This window comes from Nocardioides sp. Root190, assembly GCF_001428565.1.
GTDB lineage: Bacteria > Actinomycetota > Actinomycetes > Propionibacteriales > Nocardioidaceae > Nocardioides.
In genome coordinates this window covers 308682-330533 of sequence record NZ_LMIA01000007.1, presented here as the reverse complement: position 1 = coordinate 330533, position 21852 = coordinate 308682, and the positions used below count along the sequence as shown (strand labels likewise).

The following is a 21852-nucleotide window of genomic DNA, read 5'->3' as shown; positions in this document are numbered from 1 at the left end:
AAGTGAGCAGTGTTCACATTCGTTCGCCGGGCATGATGACCGCACACCCCGGGAAGGAACCGACGATGACCCGCACCACTCGCGCACCCCGCCTCCTGACGGCGGCCGGAAGTGCCGCCCTCGCCCTGGCGCTGGCCGCGTGCGGCAACGACGGCGACCCCCGGTCCGACCGCGACGACGAGCCGACCCCGACGCCCACGGTGACCAGCACCCCGACCACCCCTGCCGACGGCGGGGAGTACGCCCTCGCCCGCAGCGAGACCCGTGAGGACTCGGTCTACCCGCAGATCGGCGACCCGCTCGTCGACGCCCTGCACTACGACCTCGACCTGACCTGGGACCCCGAGAAGGACGAGCTGACCGGCCGGCAGACGCTGACGTTCCGGGCCACGGGCGACGCCACCGCGATCCCGCTGGACTTCAACGAGCAGCTCGCCATCTCCGAGCTGACGGTCGACGGCGCCGAGGCCGGCCACCAGATCGACGGCACCCAGTTGAGCATCGCGCACCCGATCACGAAGGACCGTGAGTACGAGCTCGCGATCACCTACGCCGGAACCCCGGCGCCCGCGCCCGCCCCGAGCACCCGCTCGGACTTCACCCAGGGCGTCGGCTGGAGCATCACCGACGAGCACGAGACCTGGACCTTGCAGGAGCCCTACGGCGCGTTCACGTGGTACGCCGTCAACGACCAGCCCGCCGACAAGGCGTTCTACGACTTCGCCCTCACCGTCCCCTCCCCCTGGTCCGGCGTGGCCAACGGCCAGCTCACCGACACCACGGAGAAGGCCGGCTCGACGACGACCACCTGGCACCTCGCGGAGCCCGCGTCGTCGTACCTCGTCACGGTGGCCTTCGGGGACTTCCAGCACACGGACCTGGAGTCCAGCAGCGGCGTCCCGCTGCAGGTGTGGACCGACGCCGACGGCGGCGCGCTGCCCGGCCAGACGAACTACCTGCCCGAGGCCGTCGACTGGGTCGAGAACGTGCTCGGGCCCTACCCGTTCGACTCGCTGGGCATCCTCGTCGTCGACAACGACAGCGGCATGGAGACCCAGACCATGATCACCCTCGGCAACACGTCCTACAGCCTCTCGGCCGGGACGATCGTGCACGAGGTCGCGCACCACTGGTACGGCGACACCGTCACCCCCGCCGACTGGTCCGACGTGTGGATGAACGAAGGAATGGCGATGTACCTCCAGGGCATGTGGGAGGCCGAGCAGGAGGGCATCGAGGTCGCGGAGAAGATGGACCAGTGGGCCTCCTTCGAGACCCAGCTGCGGGCCGGCGCGGGTCCGCCCGCGACCTTCGACCCGAAGCAGTTCGGCGACGGCAACATCTACTACGGCCCCGCCCTGATGTGGCAGGAGCTGCGGGAGAAGCTCGGCGACGACGACTTCTTCAAGGTGCTGCGCGAGTGGCCGGCCTCGCAGGAGAACGGCACCGCCGACCGCACCGAGTACTGGGACTGGATCGAGAAGACCACCGGCGCGGAGCTCTCCCAGTTCTTCGACGCCTGGCTGCTGGGCAAGGAGACGCCCGCACGCTGAGCGACTTTGCCGAGCACCCCTTCCGCCGAGAATGAAACACGTTCTACTCTCGTCGGATGCGTCTCCGCTCCCTGGCCGCCGTCGCGGCTGCCGGCGTCCTCACCCTGACCCTTGGCACCGCGACGCCGACGGTCGCGGCCGACGACGGCGACTCCAGCAGCACCGGCACCACCAGCGGCTTCGCGCTGCCCGGCCTGCCCGCACTGCCGACCGTCCCGGGACTCCCGATCCCGCCGTTGCCGACCGACCTGCTGGTGCCCCGGTTCACCGGAGCCGCGGTCACGCCCCAACCCCTGCCCGCGCCGCCCGTGCCGCAGAACCCGTTCCTGGCGCCGAACGGCCGCAGCAGCATGCACAACGACGCCTACAGCACCGATGCGTACGCCGTCTCCGGCCCGACCGGTCGCGCACTGACGATGCGCACGGCGTCGTACGGCATCCGGGAGTGCGCCACGATGGCGTTCGACTCCCGCGGCCGGATCGTCGGACTGTGCGGCGGTCTCGAGGGCTTCACGATGATGGTCATCGACCCGGTGACGCTGCGCGCACTCTCCCAGCTCCAGCTGTCGGCGCGTGACTTCAGCAAGTCCGCCAACCCGTTCACCGACATCTGCGGTGGCACCTACTTCTTCCTCGACGGCCAGGACCGTGCCTACGCGACGACCACGGAGTCGGCCATTGCCGAGGTCCAGGTCACCTCTGACGGCAAGCTCGCGAAGGGGCGCACCTGGCCGCTCGCCTCGCACCTCGCCGACGGCGACTGCCTCGTCGCGACGGGTGTGGACTGGTCGGGCCGGCTCTGGTGGTTCAGCCAGCAGGGCACCGTCGGCACCCTCGACCGGGCGAGCGGGACGGTGCACGCCCTCGACCTCCCGGAGGGCGAGGGCATCTTCAACTCGGTCTCCACCGACGAGACCGGTGGCGTCTACTTCGTCTCGACCCACCAGTCCTACCGGCTCGACGCCGCCGCCGACGGCACCCCCGAGATCACCTGGGCGATCCCCTACGACCGCGGGACCGGGGTCAAGCCCGGGATGCTCTCGCAGGGCTCCGGCACGTCCCCGACCCTGATCGGCGAGCGCTGGATCGGGATCGCCGACAACGCCGAGCCGCAGAGCCACGTCATCGTCTACGACCGGCGCAAGGGCGTGCCCGACGCCGAGCGCGAGCACTGCTCGGTGCCGGTCCTGCGGAGTGGCGCGAGCACCACGGAGAACAGCCTCGTCGCCGCCGGCAACTCGCTGATCATCGAGAACAACCACGGGTACGCCGGCGTCCAGTCGACCCTGCTCGGCAGGTCGACGACGCCCGGCGTCTCGCGGGTGATGATCGAGCCCGACGGGTGCCACGTGGCGTGGACCAACCCGACCGTCGCACCGACCTCGGTACCGAAGGCCTCGCTCGGCAACGGGCTCGTCTACGTGTACTCCAAGCCGCCGCGCAAGGACCTCCTCGACGCCTGGTACGTCACCGCGATCGACATCCGCACCGGCGAGACCGCGTGGAGCCGTCTCACCGGGACCGGCATCCAGTGGAACAACCACTACGCGGCGATCTACCTCGGTCCGGACGGTTCCTTGTACGTCGCCACGATCCTCGGACTGATCCGGCTCGCCGACGGCTGAGGCCACCAGAGACAGGCAGCAACGGCGGCGAGGACGTCGTCGCGGTGCTCCGGACGGCGCCACCCCTCGACGCCGTGACGCTCGACGATCCGGTGCGCCGCGCAGGTGGCGCTCGTGTCGTCGAGGCCGGCCTGCTGCTGCAACGCTCGCGCCACCCGCGCCTCCGGACCGAGGTCGTCGGACGCCCCGCCGCCGGCCAGCACGCCCCCGACGCCCACGACGACGACGGCCGCCACCGCGACGCCCGCGACCAGGCGCCGACGACCCCGACGGCCCCCAGGTGGGACCGACCGGCGCCCGGTCCCCCACGAGCGCAGCCCGTCGCGGAGCTCGTCGGCCGACCTCGCAGCACCCACCACAGCGGCGAGCTCCCGGCCGACGCCGTCGGCCAGCACCGAACCGAGCAGCCGACCGAGAGCAACGACGTCCGCGGCCATCTCACCGGCGCTCCAGGCGTCCGCGATCCCGAAGTCGGCGAGCTGGGCGACGGTGTCGGTGCCGCGGTGGCGGAGCAGCACGTTGGACGCCTTGATGTCGCGATGCACCAGACCCGCGCGGTGCGCCGCGGCCAGCCCGTCCGCGACCTGCGCGACGAGGTCGGCGGCGAACCCCGGCTCGAGCGGGCCGTGGCGCCGCACGAACCGGCCCAGGTCGCCGTCGGGCACGAGCTGGGTGACGATGTGGAGTCGGCCGTCCACCTCGCCGTGCGAGAAGACCTGGACGACGTGCGGCGAGTCGAGCGACGCCTGCGCCCGGGCCTCGCGGACGAACCGCTCGCGCATCTGCGGGTCGTCGGCGAGCGCGGGCGTGATCACCTTGAGCGCGACGTGGCGATCGAGCGTGGTGTCGACGGCGTCGTACACGGCGCCCATGCCGCCCTGCCCGAGGCGACGCACGATCCGGTAGGGACCGAGCAGGTCGCCCGGTGCGGGCGGGTCACGACGATCTGGGGCGGGCACGTCCTCGTTTGTACCCGCAGCGCGCCGAGCCCGGGAGGTCTGTCCCCAGCCCGCTCAGAACAGCAGGGCCGAGCCCGGGTCGCTCACGATGCCCGCGACGTCGGTGAGGAACTGCGAGCCCGTCGCACCGTCGATGTGACGGTGGTCGAAGGACAGCGACAGCGTCATCACCTGGCGCGGGACGACCTGGTCCCCCACCACCCACGGCTGCGACTTGATCGCGCCCAGGCAGAGGATTGCCGACTCCCCCGGGTTGATGATCGGGGCGCCGCCGTCGACGCCGAGCACGCCGATGTTGGTGATCGTGAACGAGCCGCCGCTGAGGTCTGCGGGCTGCGTGCGGCCCACGCGGGCGGTGTCGGCGAGGGTCTCCAGCGCCTGGGCCAGCTCGACCAGGGAGAGGTCGTGGGCTCCCTTGATGTTCGGGACGATCAGGCCGCGGGGGGTCGCGGCCGCGATGCCGAGGTTGACGTAGTGCTTGACCACGACCTCCTGGGCCGCCTCGTCCCAGGTCGAGTTGACGAGGGGAGTACGCCGCATCGCGAGAACGCAGGCCCTCGCCACGACGAGCAGCGGGCTCACCTTGATCCCGGCGAACTCCCGCCGCTCCTTGAAGCGGGCGACCAGCTCCACGGTGGCCGTCGCGTCGACGGTCAGCCACTCGCTGACATGGGGCGCCGTGCTCATCGAGGCGACCATCGCGGCCGCCATCTGCTTGCGCACGCCCCTGATCGGCTCGCGGGTCTCCAGCTCGCCCGCCCGCGGCGCGGCCACGGGGGCGGTCCGCTCGATGATCGGGGAGGCGGCAGCGAGCACGTCGTCGCGGCTGACCGTCCCGTCCGGCCCGGTCGGGATCACGCTCGCCAGGTCGATCCCGAGGTCGCGGGCCAGACGGCGGACCAAGGGCTTGGCGAGGGCGCGACCGACCCGGGGGTCCGGGAAGGGCTGCCGCGCGGCCGGCTGGACCGGCGGTGCCAGCGGCGCCGACCGGACCTCGCCCTTGCGGGTCCGCCGCCGCAGGGTGCGCTGCTTGGGGCCGTAGCCGACCAGCGTCGCCTGGCCGGTGGGCGGGATGTTGGTGTCGATGATCTCCGGGCCGGTCCGCGGGGCGTCCGCGTCGTCGACCGGCTCGACCGGCTCGATGGGCGCTGCGGGCGCTGCGGGCGCGGTGGCGCCGGCGTCACCGATCCGAATGATCGGCGTGCCGACCTGGACCGTGTCACCTTCGGCGACGAGGAGCGCGAGGACCTCACCGGCGTACGGCGAGGGCAGCTCGACGATCGACTTGGCGGTCTCGATCTCGACGATGACGTCGTTGACGGCGACCGCATCGCCCACCGCGACCCGCCAGGCCACGATGTCGGCCTCGGTCAGGCCTTCGCCCGCGTCGGGGAGCTTGAACTCGTTGGCAGTCTGCACTGTCATGGCGGTGCTCCTCAGAACCCGACGGTCCGGTCGACGGCGTCCAGCACCCGGTCCAGGTCGGGGAGGTAGGCCTCCTCGATCCGGGAGGGCGGATAGGGGGTGTCGTAGCCGCCGACGCGGAGCACCGGGGCCTCGAGCGAGTGGAAGCACTCCTCGGTGACCCGGGCAGCGATCTCGGCGCCCATGCCCAGCGTCATGTGGGCCTCGTGCACGACGACGAGGCGACCGGTGCGACGTACGGACTCGTGGACGGGGCCGAGGTCGAGCGGCGAGAGGGTGCGCAGGTCGATCACCTCGATCGAACGCCCCTCCTCGGCTGCGACCGCAGCAGCGTCCAGGCAGGTCGAGACCGTGGGTCCGTAGCCGACCAGGGTGGCGTCGGACCCGGTGCGGACGACCTGCGACTTCCACAGCGGCGGGGGTGTCGCAGCCTCGTCGACGTCGGCCTTGGCCGAGTAGTAGAGCCGCTTGGGCTCGAGGAAGATCACCGGGTCGTCGGAGGCGATGGCCTGCTGGATCATCGTGTAGGCATCGGCAGGGTTGGAGCACGCGACGACCTTGAGGCCGGGCGTGTGGACGAACTGCGCCTCGGGCGACTCGCTGTGGTGCTCGACCGCGCCGATGCCGCCACCGAACGGAATCCGGATGACGATCGGCATCTTGATCCGGCCCTGGCTGCGGAAGTGCAGCTTGGCGACCTGGCACACGATCTGGTCGTAGGCGGGGTAGACGAAACCGTCGAACTGGATCTCCACGACCGGCCGGTAGCCACGCATCGCCAGACCCACGGCGGTGCCGACGATGCCGGACTCCGCGAGCGGGGTGTCGATGACGCGGTCGTCGCCGAAGTCCTTCTGCAGACCGTCGGTGATCCGGAAGACACCGCCGAGCGTGCCGACGTCCTCCCCCATCACCAGGACCTTGTCGTCGTCCTCCATCGCCCGGCGCAGGCCGTTGTTGAGCGCCTTGGCCATCGTCATGGTGGTCATCAGTGGACCTCCTCGAACGACGCGACGTGGGCGTCGTACGACGCCTGCTGGGCCACGAGCTCTTCGGTCTGCTCGGCGTGGACGAGATCGAAGATTCCACGGGGTTGCGGATCGGGCAGCGCCTTGCACTCGCGTCGCATCCGCTCGCCGAGCTCGTCGGCCTCCGCAGCGACCTCCTCGAAGAACGCCTCGTCGGCCAGGCCCTCGCGACGCAGGTGGGCCTCCACCCGCGTGATCGGGTCCTTGAGGCGCCACTGCTCGACCTCTTCGGCGTGCCGGTAGCGGGTCGGGTCGTCGGTGGTCGTGTGCGCGCCCATCCGGTAGGTGAACGCCTCCACGAGGATGGGCCCCTGGCCCTCGCGAGCATGCCTGAGGGCCGCCTGCATGACGGAGTACGTCGCCAGCACGTCGTTGCCGTCGACGCGGACGCCCGGGAAGCCGAAGCCCTGCGAACGTCGGTAGAGCGGGATCCGCGACTGGCGCTCGATCGGCTCCGAGATCGCCCACTGGTTGTTCTGGCAGAAGAACACGACCGGCGCGTTGTAGGACGCCGCGAACACGAAGGCCTCGCTGACGTCGCCCTGCGAGGAGGCACCGTCCCCGAAGTGCGCGACGACGGCGGTGTCGCGGGTCGGGTCGCCGGTGCCGACGGCACCGTCGCGCTGGACCCCCATGGCGTAGCCGGTGGCGTGCAGCGTCTGCGCGCCGATCACCACCGTGTAGAGGTTGAAGTTGTGCTCGGCCGGGTCCCAGCCACCATGGTCGACGCCGCGGTACATGCTGAGCAGCTGCACCGGATCGATGTCGCGGCACCAGGCGACCCCGTGCTCGCGATAGGTCGGGAAGACATAGTCCTGCGGCAGGAGCGCGCGACCCGCACCGATCTGCGCCGCCTCCTGCCCCAGCGACTGGACCCACAGGCCGAGCTCGCCGTGACGCTGCAGCGCGGTCGCCTCGATGTCGAGGCGTCGCACGAGGGTCATGTCGCGGTAGAAGCCGCGGACCTGCTCGGCGGAGAACTCGAGGTCGAAGCCCGGGTGGTGGACCCGCTCCCCCTCGGGGGTCAACAGCTGGACGAGCTCCGGATCGGCGTCGAGATCAGGAGCAGGGCCGAAAACGGGGTCAGTCATTGCCACTCCTAGGTCCGTGGCGACAGGGTCGCCGTGCCACGGGTCGGGGGTAGGTCGGCGGCCCGACTGTAACCACAAGGATGGGTGGCGTCAGGCGGAACGACGATTCCCTTCACGATACGCGTCACAGCGTCCGTGTGACGAGGACTTCGCCCCCCGCGGCTCACTCCGCGTAGGCACCGTGATCCTCGTCGTGGACGTACTCGCGACGCGGCCAGAAGGACCCGGCGAGGAGCACCAGACCGACCGGGAGAGCCAGCAGGAATCCCCGGGAGTACGGCGCCAACGACCCGAGCACCGCATCGAGCATGATCCGCACGAGCTCCTGGTTGGCCACCTCCGCGCGGTCCGCGGCCGCCTCGGCGAGCGGATCCGCGGCCAGCAGCAGGACGCCGCCTGCCAGGGCCACACCGAGCATCGCCAGACCGGCGGTGCGGACCCGGCCTCGCCACCCGACGGCGATCAGCAGCGCCAGGGCGACCAGGCCGGCCCAGACGACCGGCAGCCACTGCGCCACCTCGTGGGCGGAGCGGTAGGTCGGTCCGGCCTCGACGATCTTCGCTCGCTCGACGACCGGGACCTGGAGCGGGATCCGCGGCAGCAGACCCACGGGGATGCCTCGGTCCTCGAGCTCGAGGAGGATCTGGGCGACCAGCGGGCTGGCGTCCACGGTGAGCGAGCCGTCGGTGGGTGCGTCAGGGTCCTCCAGCAGCGCGAGGGCGTCACGGTGGACGTCCTCGTTGGCCTGACGCCAGAAGGTCGGGAACTCGGGGCTCTCGACGACCTGGGTGGCCGCGAGCTGCGCCCAGTCCGACACGGCACTGGGCAGCCCCACCGGGGAGTACCTCTCGAGCGCGGTCACCGACGCCGCTGCGGCGGCGTCGGCCATGACCTGTCGCACCCCCGCGTCGTCCGCGAGCGGAGCGATCGCGTCGAGGTACTCCTGCCGGTCATCGACACGGCCGGTGAGCCACGTCGTCCCGATGGCGAAGGGGGCGAGGATCGTGGCGACGATGACCAGCAGGAGTGCGGAGGACGACCTCACCGGCCGAGGGTCACTCGTCGCCGCCGGTGAACTCGACCTTCCAGTCGCCGTCCTCCTTGACGAGGTCCAGGGTGCCCTCGTCGGTGTTCTCGACGTCGCTGTCGTCACCGTCGCAGTCGGTGATGACGTCCTTGTCGCCGGTGAACTTGGTGGTGACCTCGTAGTCGGCGGTCGCCGTGTCGCCGTCCTCCTTGACGTCCTTCACCTCGACCTCGTAGTCGAAGTCGCCCTTCACGTCGTCGAAGGTCTTGTCGCACGAGTCGTTGTCGGACAGCTTGTCGTCCGTCTCGTCGTCGTACTCCTTCTGCTGCTCGTCGGCGTAGGCGTCGCAGTCCTTCGCGTCGGCGTTCTCCAGCAGCGACTCCCGCGAGTCCTTGGCGAGCAGCTCGCACTGCGCACTGAAGTCGGGGTCGAAGAAGTTCTGGGCCGCGAGGTACTCCTTGGCGACCGCCTCGGGGCTGTTGCCGCCCACGACCTTGAGCAGCACCACGACCAGGATCACCGCGATGATCACGACGGCGAGCAGGCCACCGATGATCGCGAACAGCTTGCCCTTGCCCTTGCCGCCGCCCGAGCCCGAGCCCTGACCGCCGTACGGCGGCTGGCCGTAGCCGCCACCCCCGCCGTAGGGCTGCTGCTGGCCGTAGCCCGGCTGTCCGGCCGGCTGGCCGTAGACGGGCTGGCCTGCGGGCTGACCCCACCCCTGCTGGCCCGGCTGTTGACCCGGCTGCTGCTGCGGCTGGCCGCCCTGAGGCTGGCCGCCCTGAGGCTGGCCGTAACCAGCCTGCGCGCCACCGGGGTTGAAGTCGGCCGCACGGTTCGGGGCGACGACCGTCGCCTGGTCACCGGGCACCGGCGAGGCCGGGGCTGCCGGGGCTGCCGGGGTTCCGCCGGCCGGGGGCTGGGTGTGCTCGGTCCACTGCGTGCCGTCCCACCAGCGCTGACCTCCCTGGCCGTCGGGGTACCACCCGGGAGGGGTCGTGGGCTGGTTCGGGTCAGACATGGGCAACTCCCTGGTCGCGCGAGTGGACTTCTCGTTCCGGAATGGCCCGCATCATTCCACGCTGGGCACGTTTCATGCCTCGGTGGCGCAGGTTGTGCGGCGCATCGTCAACCAGCGCCAACCAGCGTCAACCGGCGTCGACGCCGGCGACGCGCCAGGCGCCGTCGACGTCGACGAGCTCCACGGTTCCGCGGTCGAGTGCCCCACCGCCCTGCCAGAGCGCGTCGAAGCCCTCTCGGTCCGGGCCGTCGTACCTGAACTCGATGAGGTACTCCACCCGGGCACGCCCGTCGTCGTCGTTGACCGTCTGGACGGTGATGTCGATGTCGGTGTCGTCGGCGAAGTCGAGGAAGCCACCCTCACCGCTGGCCTCCTCGGCCGCGTCGGCGAAGGCCGCGCAGTCCGCGAACGGGTACCCGGCGAAGAGGTCGGCCCGCCGCCACTCCTTGGTGGCGAGGTCGCACTCCGTTCGCCAGTCGCCGTTCCAGCTCGACGCGAGGTAGTCCTCCGCGACCTCTGCCGGACCGGGGGCGCGCAAGGAGAGGACGGAGACCACGGCAGCGACCAGTGCCGTCAGCACGCCCAGCAGGACGGCTCCGACCAGCCATCGGCGACCGGGCCCGCTCACCTCAACCTCTCCGGGCCAGCCCGGCCACGAAGTCGAGCTTGTCGAGCACGGGATCAGGGATCACGAACGGGTAGACGTCGGCCTTGCCCATCGAACGGTTGATCTGGTTGAGCGCGACCGACAGCGGGACCCACACGGCGAGGACCAGGTCGCGGAACACGCTGAACGCCGACACGTCGACCGTGCCCAGGCCGTAGGCCGACGCGGTCTCACACGTGTCGCTGATGTGGAGGTAGTGCGCGAAGGTCTCCGCGAAGTCCTCGAACGGGTGCATCGTCGCGTAGGTCGTGATGTAGGAGTCCTCCCACCCCGACGGCGGCCCCTGCGAGTAGTGGCGGTCGATCTCGGCCTGGTAGTCGGCCGTCTCGTCGCCGAAGAGCTCCCGGCAGCGCGCGAGCAGGTCGGGGTCGGCCGGGGTGACCAGCTGGGACTGCAGGTAGTGCCCGACCTCGTGCCGGAGGTGGCCGAGCAGCGTCCGGTACGGCTCGCCGAGCTCCTGGCGGATCCGCTCGCGTCGCGCGTCGTCGGTCTCGGCGAGGTCGATCGTGATCACCCCGTCGGCGTGGCCGATCACGACGTCCTCACCGGCGGCCTCGCTGCTCGAGCGCATGTCGAAGACCAGTCCGGTGATGTCGAACCCGAGGGTGTCCAGCTCCACGACCAGGTGCCGCTTGGCCGATTCGGCCGCGGGGAACTGCGCCATGCCCACCAGGTCGGTCGCCGCCGGGCGGATCCGGGTGAGGTCGCACGCCTCGCACTGCTCGCCCTCGATGGCCGCGAGCCAGGTGCAGCCCGAGAGGTTGAGGTTGACGCAGACGTGCCACACCAGACCGGCGAGGTCGACGTACTGGCCCTCGGGGTCGACGGGAACGATGTCGCGCTCACCCCGCGAGAAACCGAGGGCGGTGCCACAGGAAACGCAGAGGGAGTTGTCGAAGAACAGGGGGCTGTCGCACAGGCGACAGGAGAAGGAACGCACCGAGTCGGACCGGCCCGCTCAGTTGTTCGCCGTGATGAGCCACACGAGCACGACGACCGCGATCAGCGCGAACGTCGTGATCAGGCCCATGACCAGACCGATGGTCCGGGTGGCCGACGCCGGGGGCGGCGGCAGGCCCGGTCCGCGGAAGCCGCCTCCCGGAGCGCCGTACTGCGGCGGGCCGCCGGGAACCGGTCCGGGAGCGCCACCCCCGAGGTAGGCGGGCGGAGGAGCAGCCTGCCCGTAGGGCGGCGGCTGCTGAGGCGGGACACCGTACGGCGGCTGGCTCATGGGCCCAGCCTAGGAGCCGAGGGGGTACGGCGTCGACAGATCCGTCACGGAGGTCGGGGCGACCCCCGATGGATGAGGTGCGAGGTCGCGCAGCGACCGAGCCTCGAAACCTCTGTCCCCGGTGCAACCACCTGCCGTCCCCAACGCCCCGCTGCGGCCCGTTCCTCCACAACCCGCTCGCATCGTAGGTCGTTGTGTCGGCCCTCCGTGATCCAATACGGGTATGAACAGGGGCGTGCTCGACGACATGACCAGGACCGACGTCCTGGCCTACGTCGAGACCTGCCACACCACGAGGTTGCAGGCCGAGCGGGACCTGCTCGCTGCCGCCCACCGGTGGGCCGTGCTGCACCACCCCGATCGCCACCAGAACCTGTCCCTGCGCGCCCGGGAGCGTGCCGTGCCCGCAGGAGCACCCGGGACCCCGCCGATCACCGAGTACGCCCCATCCGCATTCGGCGCCCGGATCCAGACCTCCCCCTACGGTGCGAAACGCCTGATCGCCGACGCCGTCGACATCCATCACCGCCTCCCACGACTGGCCGAGGGGTTGAAGGCCGGCACCACCCGGGCCGGACACGCGAGGCATGTTGCCGAAGCGACCCGCGAGCTCAGTGCCGACGAGGCCGCGTGGGTCGATGCCGAGGTCGTCGAGTCCGCCGACGGCCGCCTGGCGTGGAAACGCTTCGAAGCCCTCGTCGAGGGCAAGGTCGCCGCGGCAGCCCCCGAGCTCGCCAAGGCCAAGGAGAAGGCCTCGGCGCTCGAGTGCGGGATCCGGATGCGCCGGGTCAACAAGCACGGCATCGGCACCCTCATCATCCGTGAGCACATCGCATCCCTGCTCGGCTCCATCGGTGGCATCGATGCCGTCGCCCGGGCCTTGGAGGCCACGATGCCGGGTGTCGGCAAGGCCGAACGACAACTGGCCGCGTTCGCCCTGTTGACCAACCCCGACGCCCACCCCGATCTTCACGAACACGTGGACCTCGACGCCGGCCCCGTGAAGCCGAAGGTCAAGTTCACCCTGCACCTCACCCCCGACTCCCAGATCGCGCGGATGGAGGGCCACGGGCCCGTGAGCATCGCGTGGGTGAAGCACCTCATCGAACACATCGCCGGACAGGTCAAGGTCGCCCCCGTCATCAACCCCGCCAACCACGCGCCGGTGGATGCCTACGAGATCCCCGCCGCGATGCGCGAAGCCGTGCACGTGATGCACGGCGGCGACGTGTTCCCCTACGCCGCGAACACCACCCGCAAGGTCGATCTGGACCACACCATCGCCTACGCCCAGGGCGGACCCACCGCGGTCGGGAACCTCGCCCCGATGACCAGGGCCCATCACCGGATCAAGACCCACCACACCGAGGAAGACCGACAAGGCCAACGAACCGGCTGGGAGCTTCGACAACCCTTCCCCGGGATCCTCGTCTGGCGAGATCCCTACGGGGCCCACTACCTCATCGATCACAGCGGCACCCGACAGCTCACCAGCAACATGACCCCGTCCGGCGGCCACGAGCTCTCACCCGCAGAGATCTACACCACCCAGTTCATCGTCAAGTACCTCGCCGCCTGAACCCGCGGGCCGCCGAGCGTCAATGCGCGCTGACATGCCGATTGGCGCGCGGTCGAGCTGATGAGTCCTGGTCAGGGATCACGCGGGGCGTGCCCGTGCGGACGGACTGGCTCGCCGACACACTGCAGCGACCATTCGTCGGACCTGTCGGCGCTGCTCAGTAGCCAGAAGCGTTGAATCAAGCCCTCGGCAACGGTCACGGCGTCGGTGAATGCGTCGTCATCACGCGACTTCTGCACCGTGATGTAGCAGTCGGACGTCGGTAACTCGTTTCCACTTCCAGACCCGGCCAAAACTGACTCGACCAAACAGCCCGACCGGCCGATAGTGAACCCATGAACTCCGCGCCCACCTTCCCAGAGCAACGTCTCTATGACGTCGCCTCCCGGTGGATTTCCAACAGCGCCGCAGTCCTTCGCGTGTCCGACGGCACCACCGTCACGGCGACAGCCGAACTCATTGAAGTCGCCACCCATTGCCTCGTCGCCGGACTCGACAGCCCCACCCTCCGGGTACTTGCCGGACTCGACCCCGAACTCCGCAACGACGAGATCCGGCCAATCCTCGACTCGGCACTGTCCGAACTCGCCATACCGACCCCGAACTCCATCGAGCCATGGCGACAATTGGCAAGCGGTGGCCAGACCTACTCACGTCAGCCCACCGACACCATCCGTTTCGAGATCCAACCTGCCGACGGATCCGTCGGCGGACATGAGGTTCTCGTCCATGTCAACGACACCGAGATGACCTCCATGGGTGCCGGGATGGGCATGGATCCATTCGAGATCCTGATCCCAACCAACCGACTTGTGGCTATGGCCGAACCGACCCGGACGCCGATTGCGCGCTGCGACTGCGGGGTCTACGGATGCGGTTCCACCGACGTCACGATCGTCCGTGTCGGCGATGTCGTTCACTGGGAATGGCACATCGAGGTCCCAATGGGCCACGGCGTCACCTTTCCGGCAGACCTCTACGACGCCGAGGTCGCACGAATCGCAGCCGACCACTCGTGGGAACGACCTGAAGACACCACCGCACGAACGATCCTCGAAGCCATCAACCACGCCGCTCTGGCCGAACACGGACTCAAGGTCAGCTGGGCAGCCAGGCACCACGAGAACCACGACCTCTTCGGCATTGCCCTCTGGTACGGCAGTGGGGAGTACCCGAATGACGTCGGCTACCAGATCTTCCTGCGAGTTCCATGGCAGAACCGCAGCGCCCAACAAGTCGCCGAGGACGTGGCAGGCATCTTCGCGCTCCCACCCGAGAAATGGCCGGTCACCTTCCACAGCACCAAGCCGGGCATCACGACACCCCCGCCCATGGCTGGCGGTCGGTGGAAACGAGAGGTTCTCTAGTACATGCCGCTGTCGGAGCGGAATCCCCGACCATGCCGCTGGCGGGGCGGAGCGCCCGACTCTGCCGCGGAGCGCGCGGTCCATGCCGACCTTCGGGCTTCGGCCGCCGTACCGGTCACGGCTGGTAGACGAACCGGAAGCGATGGTCGGTGTGCTCGGCGAGAGCACGGACCAGACGGGCGGCCTCGGCGTCGAGCTCGGGGCTCTGCAGTCCGTCAGAGGACGTGCGACCCCACCGGACGATGTCAGCGGCGAGATCCTCGCTGATGCCCCACTCCGCGACGAGCTCGTCACCGTCGTTGAAGATCAGGCCGTCGGGACCCCACAGGGGGACGTCGACCGAGATCTCGGCCATGAAGCGGATCAAGGAGCCGTCGCGCGGACCTTCCCAGGACGCGTCGTCGTCGTCCGGTCGCGACCCGTCCGGCGGGAAGGCGAACCAGCCGCCCGTCTGGCCGTCGGGCGACAGCATCCGGTCCGGGAGGTCTTCGCTCATGACGTCATTCCATCACTGCCGCGACGGCCCGCACCTCACCCAGCGACGATCGGCGCGACGTCGACAGAGACGTCGAGGAGCGAGGTCTTCGCCTCGGTGAAGATGACGCCCTTCAGCGGCGGGACGTCGCCGTAGTCACGACCCCAGGCGAGGGTGACGTAGCGGTCGTTCTGCCACTGGTCGTTGGTCGGGTCGAGAGCGAGCCACTCCTCGCCCCCGAGCCAGACCGCCACCCAGGCGTGGGAGGCGTCGGCACCGACCACGCGCTCCTTGCCCGGCGGCGGCTCGGTCGCGAGGTAGCCGCTGACGTAGCGCGCGGCCAGCCCGTGGCCGCGCAGCGCGGACAACGTGAAGTGGGCGAAGTCCTGGCAGACCCCCGCACGCTTGGCGAGGATCTCCGGCACCGTGGAGGTGACCGTGGTGGCCGTGGCGTCGTAGTCGAAGTCCGCGTGGATGCGGTGCATCAGGTCGGTCACGGCCTCGCCGACCGGGCGGCCGGGAGTGAGGGAGCCGGCGGCGTAGTCGCGCGCTCCGCCGTGGAGCGGGACCGCCGCGCTGGCCAGGGCGAAGTCCGAGGCCCGCCAGGCGCCGGGAGCGCCGGGATGGACGAGCGGACGGACGTCCTCCCACGGGCGGGCCGCCGCCGTCTCGTCGATCGTCGGGAGGACGACGTCGACCTCGCCACCCCCGACCACGACGAGCTCGGTGTGGGGCGCGGTCACCTGGAAGTAGGTGACCGTGTTGCCGTAGTAGTCCTCGTCCCGGGTCAGGTCGCCGGGCGTCGGGGTCACCGCGACGTCGTACCCCGTCACCTGCTGCCACGGCAGCGCGCGCGGGACGAGGTGGCCGATGCCGAGGCTGTCGGTGACGTCGTCGTCATAGGTGTACGTCGTGCGGTGCTCCACCCGGTAGCGCGTCACAGCGACATCTCCGGCTCCGTGACGCTCGGCAGCACGCCGAAGCTGCGCGGGCGCGGTCCCGTCGCGAAGTGCTGCGCCCGGATCGCCTCGGCGAGCCGTTCGAGCTGAGCCCCGACGTCGTCGAGGAAGGCCATCAGGTGGGGGCGTTCCACGCCGCCGATGGCGACCAGGACCGACACGTCGGTCGCCTCGACCTCGGCGACCAGGTCGTCGAGGAGCCGCTCGGGGCGGGTCGATCCGGTCGACCCCTGCTGGGCCGCGAGGTGCTCGCGCAGCCGGTGCAGGCTGAACACGAGGGAGCGCGGGTTCTCGGGGTCCTTGAGGAGCAGGTCGAGAACGCCGGCGGGGCGCACGTAGTCGCGGTAGCGGCGGCGGTGGGTCACCGAGCTCTCGGCGGCGGTCAGGACCGCGGCGAGGACGTCCCGGTCGACGTCGAGCCCGCGACGCTCGCCGGTCAGCCGGAGCAGGTGGCAGACCTGGAGGCTCCGCTCGAGGTGCCGCCCGGCACCGGCCATGTGCCAGCCCGCGTCGCGGATCATGCTCGCCGTGACGCCCTGGAGCGCGAGGATGCCGGTGAGCATCCGCCCCGCGGACTCGGCGATCTGATGACTGTGGCTCGACTGCTCGAGCACCGCCGTCGCTCGCTCGACCGAGCCCATCGCACGCCACACGTCGGCGGACAGCTGGTCCCGGACCCCGGTCAGGGCATCGCGCAGACCGGCCATCGAGTGAGCCGCCGAACCGGTCCGGTCCTCGTCGAGCAGCACCGAGCGCAGGTCGAGGTCGTCGTCGTCCTCGGCACGCCCCGCGAGGCGGTGGACCGCCGACATCAGCACCTCGAGGCTGACGCCACCCGTGGAGCCGGGGCGGGAGCGGTAGTCGGTCACCAGGACGTGGGCCGTGAGGACCAGGCGCAGCATGTCCTCGGCACGCTCGGCGTAGCGGCCGAACCAGAACATGTCGTCCAGGACGCGCGGCACCGTCGCCGGCAGCGAGCGCACGGCCGTCATCGGCATCACGTCGTGGAGGCCCTGGTCGGGCTGCGACGCATCGTCCTTGAGGACCCACACGTCCTTGCTGGCCAGGGTCCGGTCACCCTCGCGGACGCTCGCGAGACCACCGAGGAGGGGCCGGTACGCCGACCCGTAGCGCAGGGTGAAGGTCCGCAGCGACACGTCGGCCGGTCGGGCCGTGCGTCCGCGCCACGTGGGCGACTGGGACAGCACGATCCGCTGCTGGCCGACGAAGGCGTGCGGGCGGGCCCGCACGGTCAGCCGGATCCGTTCGGGCGAGGCACCGGCGAGGGTGAGGTCGGACCCGTCGATCGAGCGCACCACCAGCTCGTCGAGGTGAGAGAGGACGTGGTCGAGGCTGTCGGGATCCCCGCACCACCAGGTCGACACCGAGGGCAGCCGCAGCGGCTCGCCGAGCAGGTGCTCGCAGGCAGCGGGCAGGAAGGGCATCAGGCCGGGGTTCTCGAGCACGGCGGCGCCGAGTCCGTTGACCACCCGGACCCGTCCACGGCGTACGGCCTCGGCGAGACCGGCCACGCCCAGCTGGGAGTCGCCGCGCAGCTCGAGCGGATCACTCCAGGCCGCGTCGACCCGGCGGAGGATGACGTCGACACGCTCCAGCCGCTGGGGTGTCTTCATCAGCACCCAGCCGTCGCGCACGGTCAGGTCGCTGCCCTGCACCAGCGGGAAGCCGAGGTTGCTGGCGATCGCCGCCTGGTCGTAGTAGGTCTCCGAGTGCAGACCCGGGCTGAGGACGACGACCCGCGGGTCCGGCAGGTCGCCGGTCGCGGACTGGAGGAGCGCGGAGCGCAGCGCCCAGAGGTACGGCGCCATCCGGTGCAGGTCGGCCTCGCGGTACAGCTCCGGCATCACCCGGCTCAGCACGCGCCGGTTCTCCAGCGCGTAGCCGAGCCCGGAGGGGGCCTGGGTGCGGTCGCCCAGGACCTTCCAGGAGCCGTCGGCGTCACGACCGAGGTCGGTGGCCGACAGCACCAGCGGGCGCGGGTCGGTCGCGGACGTACGGGCCACGATCCGCGCGAACCCCTTGTGCCCCAGGACCACCGGCGGCGGCACGATGCCCTCGGCGAGCAGGGTCTGCTCGCCGTACAGGTCGGCGAGCACGGCGTTGAGGAGCTCTGCGCGCTGGGCGAGACCGACCTCGAGGTGCTTCCAGGACGCGGCGTCGACGACCAGGGGCACCGGGTCGAGGCGCCAGCGACCGGGCCGTTCACCGGGACGCGAGTAGGTGACGCCGTCGTCCTCGAGGAAACGGGCGATCTCATCGGCCACCCGCCGCATGTCGTCGGCATCGATCCGGGTGGCGACCTCGGCGAGCCGCTTCCAGGGCGCGCGCAGCGAACCGTCCGGACCGACCACCTCGTCGTACCGGCTCGCGACGTCGTCGTCACCACCGCCGTCCCCGGTGCCAGCCGTCAGCGTCGGCTGGTTGAGTCCTGCGGCATAGTCCCGCAGCACCGTCACGGGCCGCTCCGGTGAACCCGGCGCAGGTCGAGGGTGTGCGGGTACTCGGTGGAGGCCAGCTCGCGGGCCGCCACCCGCAGGGCCGCGACGTCGACGGTTCCGGCGGTGTTCCGGCCGGACTCGAAGCGCGCCGCGCGGCGGGCCTCGGCCGCCTGGGCGTTGACGGGCGGGTGGTCGTAGCTGCGGCCACCGGGGTGGACGACGTGGTACGTCGCACCGCCCAGGCTCACACCCGAGGCGAGATCGACGACGTCGAAGGTGAGCGGCGAGTCGACCGGGATCGACGGGTGCAACCCCGACCACGGCTGCCAGGCCTTGTAGCGCACTCCGCCGTAGAAGGCGTCGGACGCCGGACCGGCGTCGAGGGCGGTGAGAGGCACGGGAACACCTTGGCACGTGACGAGGTGGCGGGCCGGGTCGATTCCACGGACCGTCACCTGGATCCGCTCGACCGACGAGTCGACGTACCGTGCCGTGCCGCTGCCGGTCGCCTCCTCGCCGAGGACGTGCCACGGCTCGACGCCCTGGCGCAGCTCCATGCTGATCCCGCGGCCCGCGCCCGGGCCGTCGGCGATCTGGGCGAAGCCGATCCGCGGGAACCGGAACTCGGTGAACGGCGCCAGCCAGGCGGCGTCGAAGTCGATGCCGGCGTCCTGGAGGTCGGCGACCACGGCCTCGATGTCGGCGATCGTTCCCTGGGGCAGCAGGAAGTCCTCGTGCAACCGGGTGCCCCAGCGGACCAGGGGCGCGGTCGACGGGTCGATCGGGTTCTCCCAGAACATCGCGACCAGGCTGCGGACCAGCAGGGCCTGCACCAGCGCCATCTGCGGGTGCGGCGGCATCTCGAAGCCGCGCAGCTCGAGCAGGCCGAGCCGGCCGCGGGTGGAGTCGGGGCTGTAGAGCTTGTCGATGCAGAACTCGGCGCGGTGGGTGTTGCCGGTCAGGTCGGTCAGCAGGTGCCGGAGCGCACGGTCCACCAGCCACGGGCGGGGCTCGTCGCCGTCGGCGACAAGCCTGGCCACCTCCGCGCACGCGATCTCCATCTCGTAGACCGCCTCCGGGCGGCCCTCGTCGAAGCGCGGCGCCTGGCTGGTGGGGCCGATGAACCGACCGGAGAAGAGGTAGGACAACGACGGGTGCCGCTGCCAGTAGGTGATCAGGCTGACCAGGAGGTCGGGCCGCCGCAGCATCGGGCTGTCGATCGGCTGACGACCACCGAGCGTGAGGTGGTTGCCGCCGCCCGTTCCCGTGTGGAGGCCGTCCAGGTCGAACTTCTCCGTCGAGAGCTGGGCGTGCCGCGCCTCGGAGTGGAGGGTGGTGGTGAGCTCGCGCAGCTCGGACCACGAGCCGCTGGGCTGGACGTTGACCTCGATCACGCCCGGATCCGGCGTCACGGAGAGCTGGACCAGACGCGGGTCCGGCGGCGGCTGGTAGCCCTCGAGCACGACGGGGACGCCGACGGCGGCCGCCGCGGTCTCGACGAGGTACAGCAGGTCGACGTAGTCCTCGAACCGGGTCGTGGGCGGCAGGAAGACGTGGACGTGGCCGTCCCGCTCCTCGAAGGCGAGCGCCGTGCGGTCCTGCTCCTCGGGGTCCACGAGGCTGACCGGAGGGATGCCGGGAGTGGCCGGCTCGCCCGCCTCGAGGTACGACGGCTGGGCGGGCGCCGCCGCGTCGACCCAGGCGATCGAGTCGAGCGGCAGGCGCAGGCCGACCGCACTGGTTCCGGGCGTCAGCACCAGCCGTCCCCGACGCAGGGACCACACCGGGCTGGTCCAGCCCTCCTCACCGGTGGTGAGCGGCAGCACCCAGCCGGTCGGGGTGAGGACCTCGGCGTCAAGGCGTGCGACGAGGGCCTCGTCAGGCTCTCCGGTCTCCTCGCTGCCCGGACGCCTCCCCGACGGCTTGCGGATGCGGTCCGCCAGGGCGGCGAAGGAGTCCTCGTAGGCGGCGCGGAGCTGGTCGGCGGGCAGGCCCAGCAGTCGGGTGGTCTCGGCGCCGAGCGCCTCGGCCCGCCGACCTGTCGTCTCGTCCGCCGGGCCGTCAGCAGTGGCCCACGGGTCGGCCAGCAGCGCGGGGTCCCGCCACAGCGCCTCCTTGTCGGCACGCCACTGCAACGAGATCGCCCACCTGGGCAGCGGTTCGCCCGGGTACCACTTGCCCTGGCCCCGGTGCACGACCCCGCCGTCGGCGTACAACACGCGCAGCCGGTCGGCGAGGACCGTCGCCAGCGCCCTCTTCTCCTCGCCGTCCGCGTCGGTGTTCCACTGCGGGGTGGAGGCGTCCTCGCGGGACACGAAGGTCGGCTCGCCACCCATCGTCAGCCGCACGTCGCCGGCCTCGAGCAGCTTGTCGACCGCCTCCCCCACCTCGTCGATGTGCGCCCACTGCGTCGGCGTGTAGGGCGCGGTCACCCGGGGGTCCTCGTGGACGCGGGTCACGGAGTTGCTGAAGCCGAAGGTGACCTCGACCGGCTCGGTCGCGCCCTCGATCGGCGCCGCCGAGCTCGGGTGCGGGGTGGCGGAGAGCGGGATGTGTCCCTCGCCCGCGAACAACGCGCTGGTCGGGTCCATCCCCACCCAGCCGGCGCCGGGCAGGAACACCTCGGTCCAGGCGTGCAGGTCGGTGAAGTCCTCGGTCGGCCCGGTGGGACCGGCGACGCCCTCGGTCGCATAGGCGTCCGGGGCCAGCTGGACGAGGTAGCCGGAGACGAACCGCGCCGCGAGTCCGTACTGGCGCAGCAGGCTCACCAGCAGCCACGCCGAGTCGCGGCAGGACCCGATGCCGAGAGCGAGCGTCTGGTCCGGCGTCTGCACGCCCGGCTCCATCCGGACCGAGTAGGCGACGTCGCGGTGGACGGCGCTGTTGAGGTCCGCGAGGAAGTCGACCGTGGGTACGCCGTCGGCCGGCAGCGCCGGCAGTGCCTGACGCCAGGTCGCGGCGGCAGCGGAGTCGTCGACGGGACGCAGGTAGGGCGACAGGTCGGCCGCGACCTGTGCGTCGTACGCGAACGGCACCCGCTCGGCGTACTCCTCGATGAAGAAGTCGAAGGGGTTGATGACCATCAGGTCGGCGACCAGACCGACCGTGATGTCGAGCCTGGTCACCTTCTCCGGGAACACCAGGCGGGCCAGCCAGTTGCCGAACGGGTCCTGCTGCCAGTTGACGAAGTGGTTCGCCGGCTCGACCGTCAGCGAGTAGGCCTCGATCGGTGTTCGGCAGTGCGGCGCAGGTCGAAGTCGTACGACGTGCGGGCCGACCGCGACCGGCTCGGCGAAGTCGTACGTCGTGCGGTGCTCCAGTGCAACCTTGATCGACATGCCGCCAGCCTAGAGAGCGGTCGTTTCGAGGAGGTCACACCGCGTGGT

The 21852-nt window shown here is 70.9% G+C and carries 17 protein-coding genes; 4 read left to right on the top strand and 13 right to left on the bottom strand.

Going from position 1 to position 21852, the window contains the following annotated elements; all coding sequences use genetic code 11:
- Positions 1-65: 65 nt before the first annotated feature.
- Both ASE01_RS05810 and ASE01_RS05805 read left to right on the top strand, forming a co-directional pair.
- Positions 66-1553: a M1 family metallopeptidase gene (locus tag ASE01_RS05810; RefSeq protein WP_056749224.1), complete on the top strand. Its 1488-nt coding sequence runs from the start codon at positions 66-68 to the stop codon at positions 1551-1553.
- A 56-nt stretch (positions 1554-1609) separates the two neighbouring features.
- A complete protein-coding gene (locus tag ASE01_RS05805) occupies positions 1610-3178 on the top strand; it encodes a hypothetical protein (RefSeq protein ID WP_235535877.1) in 1569 nt (522 codons plus the stop codon).
- On the opposite strand, the gene ASE01_RS05800 is transcribed toward ASE01_RS05805, so the two are convergent.
- From ASE01_RS05800 to ASE01_RS05760, 9 genes are all read right to left on the bottom strand, one after another.
- Positions 3109-4137, bottom strand: a complete 1029-nt coding sequence (locus ASE01_RS05800) for a serine/threonine-protein kinase (RefSeq protein WP_056749223.1) — start codon at positions 4135-4137, stop codon at positions 3109-3111. The genes ASE01_RS05805 and ASE01_RS05800 overlap by 70 nt on opposite strands.
- Positions 4138-4191: 54 nt before the next feature.
- On the bottom strand, positions 4192-5562 hold the full coding sequence (locus ASE01_RS05795; protein ID WP_056749222.1) for a dihydrolipoamide acetyltransferase family protein: 1371 nt from the start codon (positions 5560-5562) through the stop codon (positions 4192-4194).
- An 11-nt stretch (positions 5563-5573) separates the two neighbouring features.
- Entirely contained in the window at positions 5574-6551 is a 978-nt protein-coding gene (locus tag ASE01_RS05790; RefSeq protein WP_056749221.1) for an alpha-ketoacid dehydrogenase subunit beta, read from the bottom strand.
- Positions 6551-7681 (bottom strand): pyruvate dehydrogenase (acetyl-transferring) E1 component subunit alpha, encoded by a 1131-nt coding sequence (pdhA, locus tag ASE01_RS05785; protein WP_056749220.1) that lies wholly within the window; start codon positions 7679-7681, stop codon positions 6551-6553. Before pdhA ends, ASE01_RS05790 begins: the two co-directional genes overlap by 1 nt.
- 163 nt (positions 7682-7844) lie before the next feature.
- Entirely contained in the window at positions 7845-8726 is an 882-nt protein-coding gene (locus ASE01_RS05780; protein ID WP_056749219.1) for a hypothetical protein, read from the bottom strand.
- A gap of 10 nt (positions 8727-8736) precedes the next feature.
- Complete coding sequence (locus tag ASE01_RS05775; RefSeq protein ID WP_056749218.1) at positions 8737-9729, bottom strand: DUF2510 domain-containing protein; 993 nt, start codon at positions 9727-9729, stop codon at positions 8737-8739.
- Positions 9730-9856: 127 nt separating this feature from the next.
- Entirely contained in the window at positions 9857-10357 is a 501-nt protein-coding gene (locus ASE01_RS05770; RefSeq protein WP_056749217.1) for a hypothetical protein, read from the bottom strand.
- Position 10358: 1 nt separating this feature from the next.
- On the bottom strand, positions 10359-11336 hold the full coding sequence (locus ASE01_RS05765) for a putative zinc-binding metallopeptidase (RefSeq protein ID WP_056749216.1): 978 nt from the start codon (positions 11334-11336) through the stop codon (positions 10359-10361).
- A gap of 18 nt (positions 11337-11354) precedes the next feature.
- On the bottom strand, positions 11355-11627 hold the full coding sequence (locus ASE01_RS05760; RefSeq protein ID WP_056749215.1) for a hypothetical protein: 273 nt from the start codon (positions 11625-11627) through the stop codon (positions 11355-11357).
- Between the two features lie 223 nt (positions 11628-11850).
- On the opposite strand from ASE01_RS05760, the gene ASE01_RS05755 reads away from it, so the two are divergent.
- Positions 11851-13206, top strand: a complete 1356-nt coding sequence (locus tag ASE01_RS05755) for an HNH endonuclease signature motif containing protein (protein ID WP_157537116.1) — start codon at positions 11851-11853, stop codon at positions 13204-13206.
- A 335-nt stretch (positions 13207-13541) separates the two neighbouring features.
- A complete protein-coding gene (locus ASE01_RS05750) occupies positions 13542-14573 on the top strand; it encodes a hypothetical protein (RefSeq protein ID WP_157537115.1) in 1032 nt (343 codons plus the stop codon).
- A gap of 115 nt (positions 14574-14688) precedes the next feature.
- On the opposite strand, the gene ASE01_RS05745 is transcribed toward ASE01_RS05750, so the two are convergent.
- The 4 genes from ASE01_RS05745 to ASE01_RS05730 are packed head-to-tail and all read right to left on the bottom strand — an operon-like array spanning position 14689 to position 21804.
- Complete coding sequence (locus tag ASE01_RS05745) at positions 14689-15069, bottom strand: hypothetical protein (RefSeq protein WP_056749212.1); 381 nt, start codon at positions 15067-15069, stop codon at positions 14689-14691.
- A 35-nt stretch (positions 15070-15104) separates the two neighbouring features.
- Entirely contained in the window at positions 15105-15989 is an 885-nt protein-coding gene (locus ASE01_RS05740; protein ID WP_056749211.1) for a transglutaminase family protein, read from the bottom strand.
- Complete coding sequence (locus tag ASE01_RS05735; protein ID WP_056749210.1) at positions 15986-18484, bottom strand: circularly permuted type 2 ATP-grasp protein; 2499 nt, start codon at positions 18482-18484, stop codon at positions 15986-15988. Before ASE01_RS05735 ends, ASE01_RS05740 begins: the two co-directional genes overlap by 4 nt.
- A complete protein-coding gene (locus ASE01_RS05730; protein ID WP_056749209.1) occupies positions 18481-21804 on the bottom strand; it encodes a DUF2126 domain-containing protein in 3324 nt (1107 codons plus the stop codon). The genes ASE01_RS05735 and ASE01_RS05730 overlap by 4 nt, the downstream gene beginning before the upstream one ends.
- Positions 21805-21852: the final 48 nt, after the last annotated feature.

What these genes read in the sequence shown, in the direction of transcription:
- ASE01_RS05775 (WP_056749218.1), bottom strand. Translation starts at nt 9,729, where the DNA reads ATGTCTGACCCGAACCAGCCCACGACCCCTCCCGGGTGGTACCCCGAC.
- ASE01_RS05795 (WP_056749222.1), bottom strand. Translation starts at nt 5,562, where the DNA reads ATGACAGTGCAGACTGCCAACGAGTTCAAGCTCCCCGACGCGGGCGAA.
- ASE01_RS05810 (WP_056749224.1), top strand. Translation starts at nt 66, where the DNA reads ATGACCCGCACCACTCGCGCACCCCGCCTCCTGACGGCGGCCGGAAGT.
- ASE01_RS05790 (WP_056749221.1), bottom strand. Translation starts at nt 6,551, where the DNA reads ATGACCACCATGACGATGGCCAAGGCGCTCAACAACGGCCTGCGCCGG.
- ASE01_RS05750 (WP_157537115.1), top strand. Translation starts at nt 13,542, where the DNA reads ATGAACTCCGCGCCCACCTTCCCAGAGCAACGTCTCTATGACGTCGCC.
- pdhA (WP_056749220.1), bottom strand. Translation starts at nt 7,681, where the DNA reads ATGACTGACCCCGTTTTCGGCCCTGCTCCTGATCTCGACGCCGATCCG.
- ASE01_RS05805 (WP_235535877.1), top strand. Translation starts at nt 1,610, where the DNA reads ATGCGTCTCCGCTCCCTGGCCGCCGTCGCGGCTGCCGGCGTCCTCACC.
- ASE01_RS05760 (WP_056749215.1), bottom strand. Translation starts at nt 11,627, where the DNA reads ATGAGCCAGCCGCCGTACGGTGTCCCGCCTCAGCAGCCGCCGCCCTAC.
- ASE01_RS05730 (WP_056749209.1), bottom strand. Translation starts at nt 21,804, where the DNA reads ATGTCGATCAAGGTTGCACTGGAGCACCGCACGACGTACGACTTCGCC.
- ASE01_RS05755 (WP_157537116.1), top strand. Translation starts at nt 11,851, where the DNA reads ATGAACAGGGGCGTGCTCGACGACATGACCAGGACCGACGTCCTGGCC.
- ASE01_RS05745 (WP_056749212.1), bottom strand. Translation starts at nt 15,069, where the DNA reads ATGAGCGAAGACCTCCCGGACCGGATGCTGTCGCCCGACGGCCAGACG.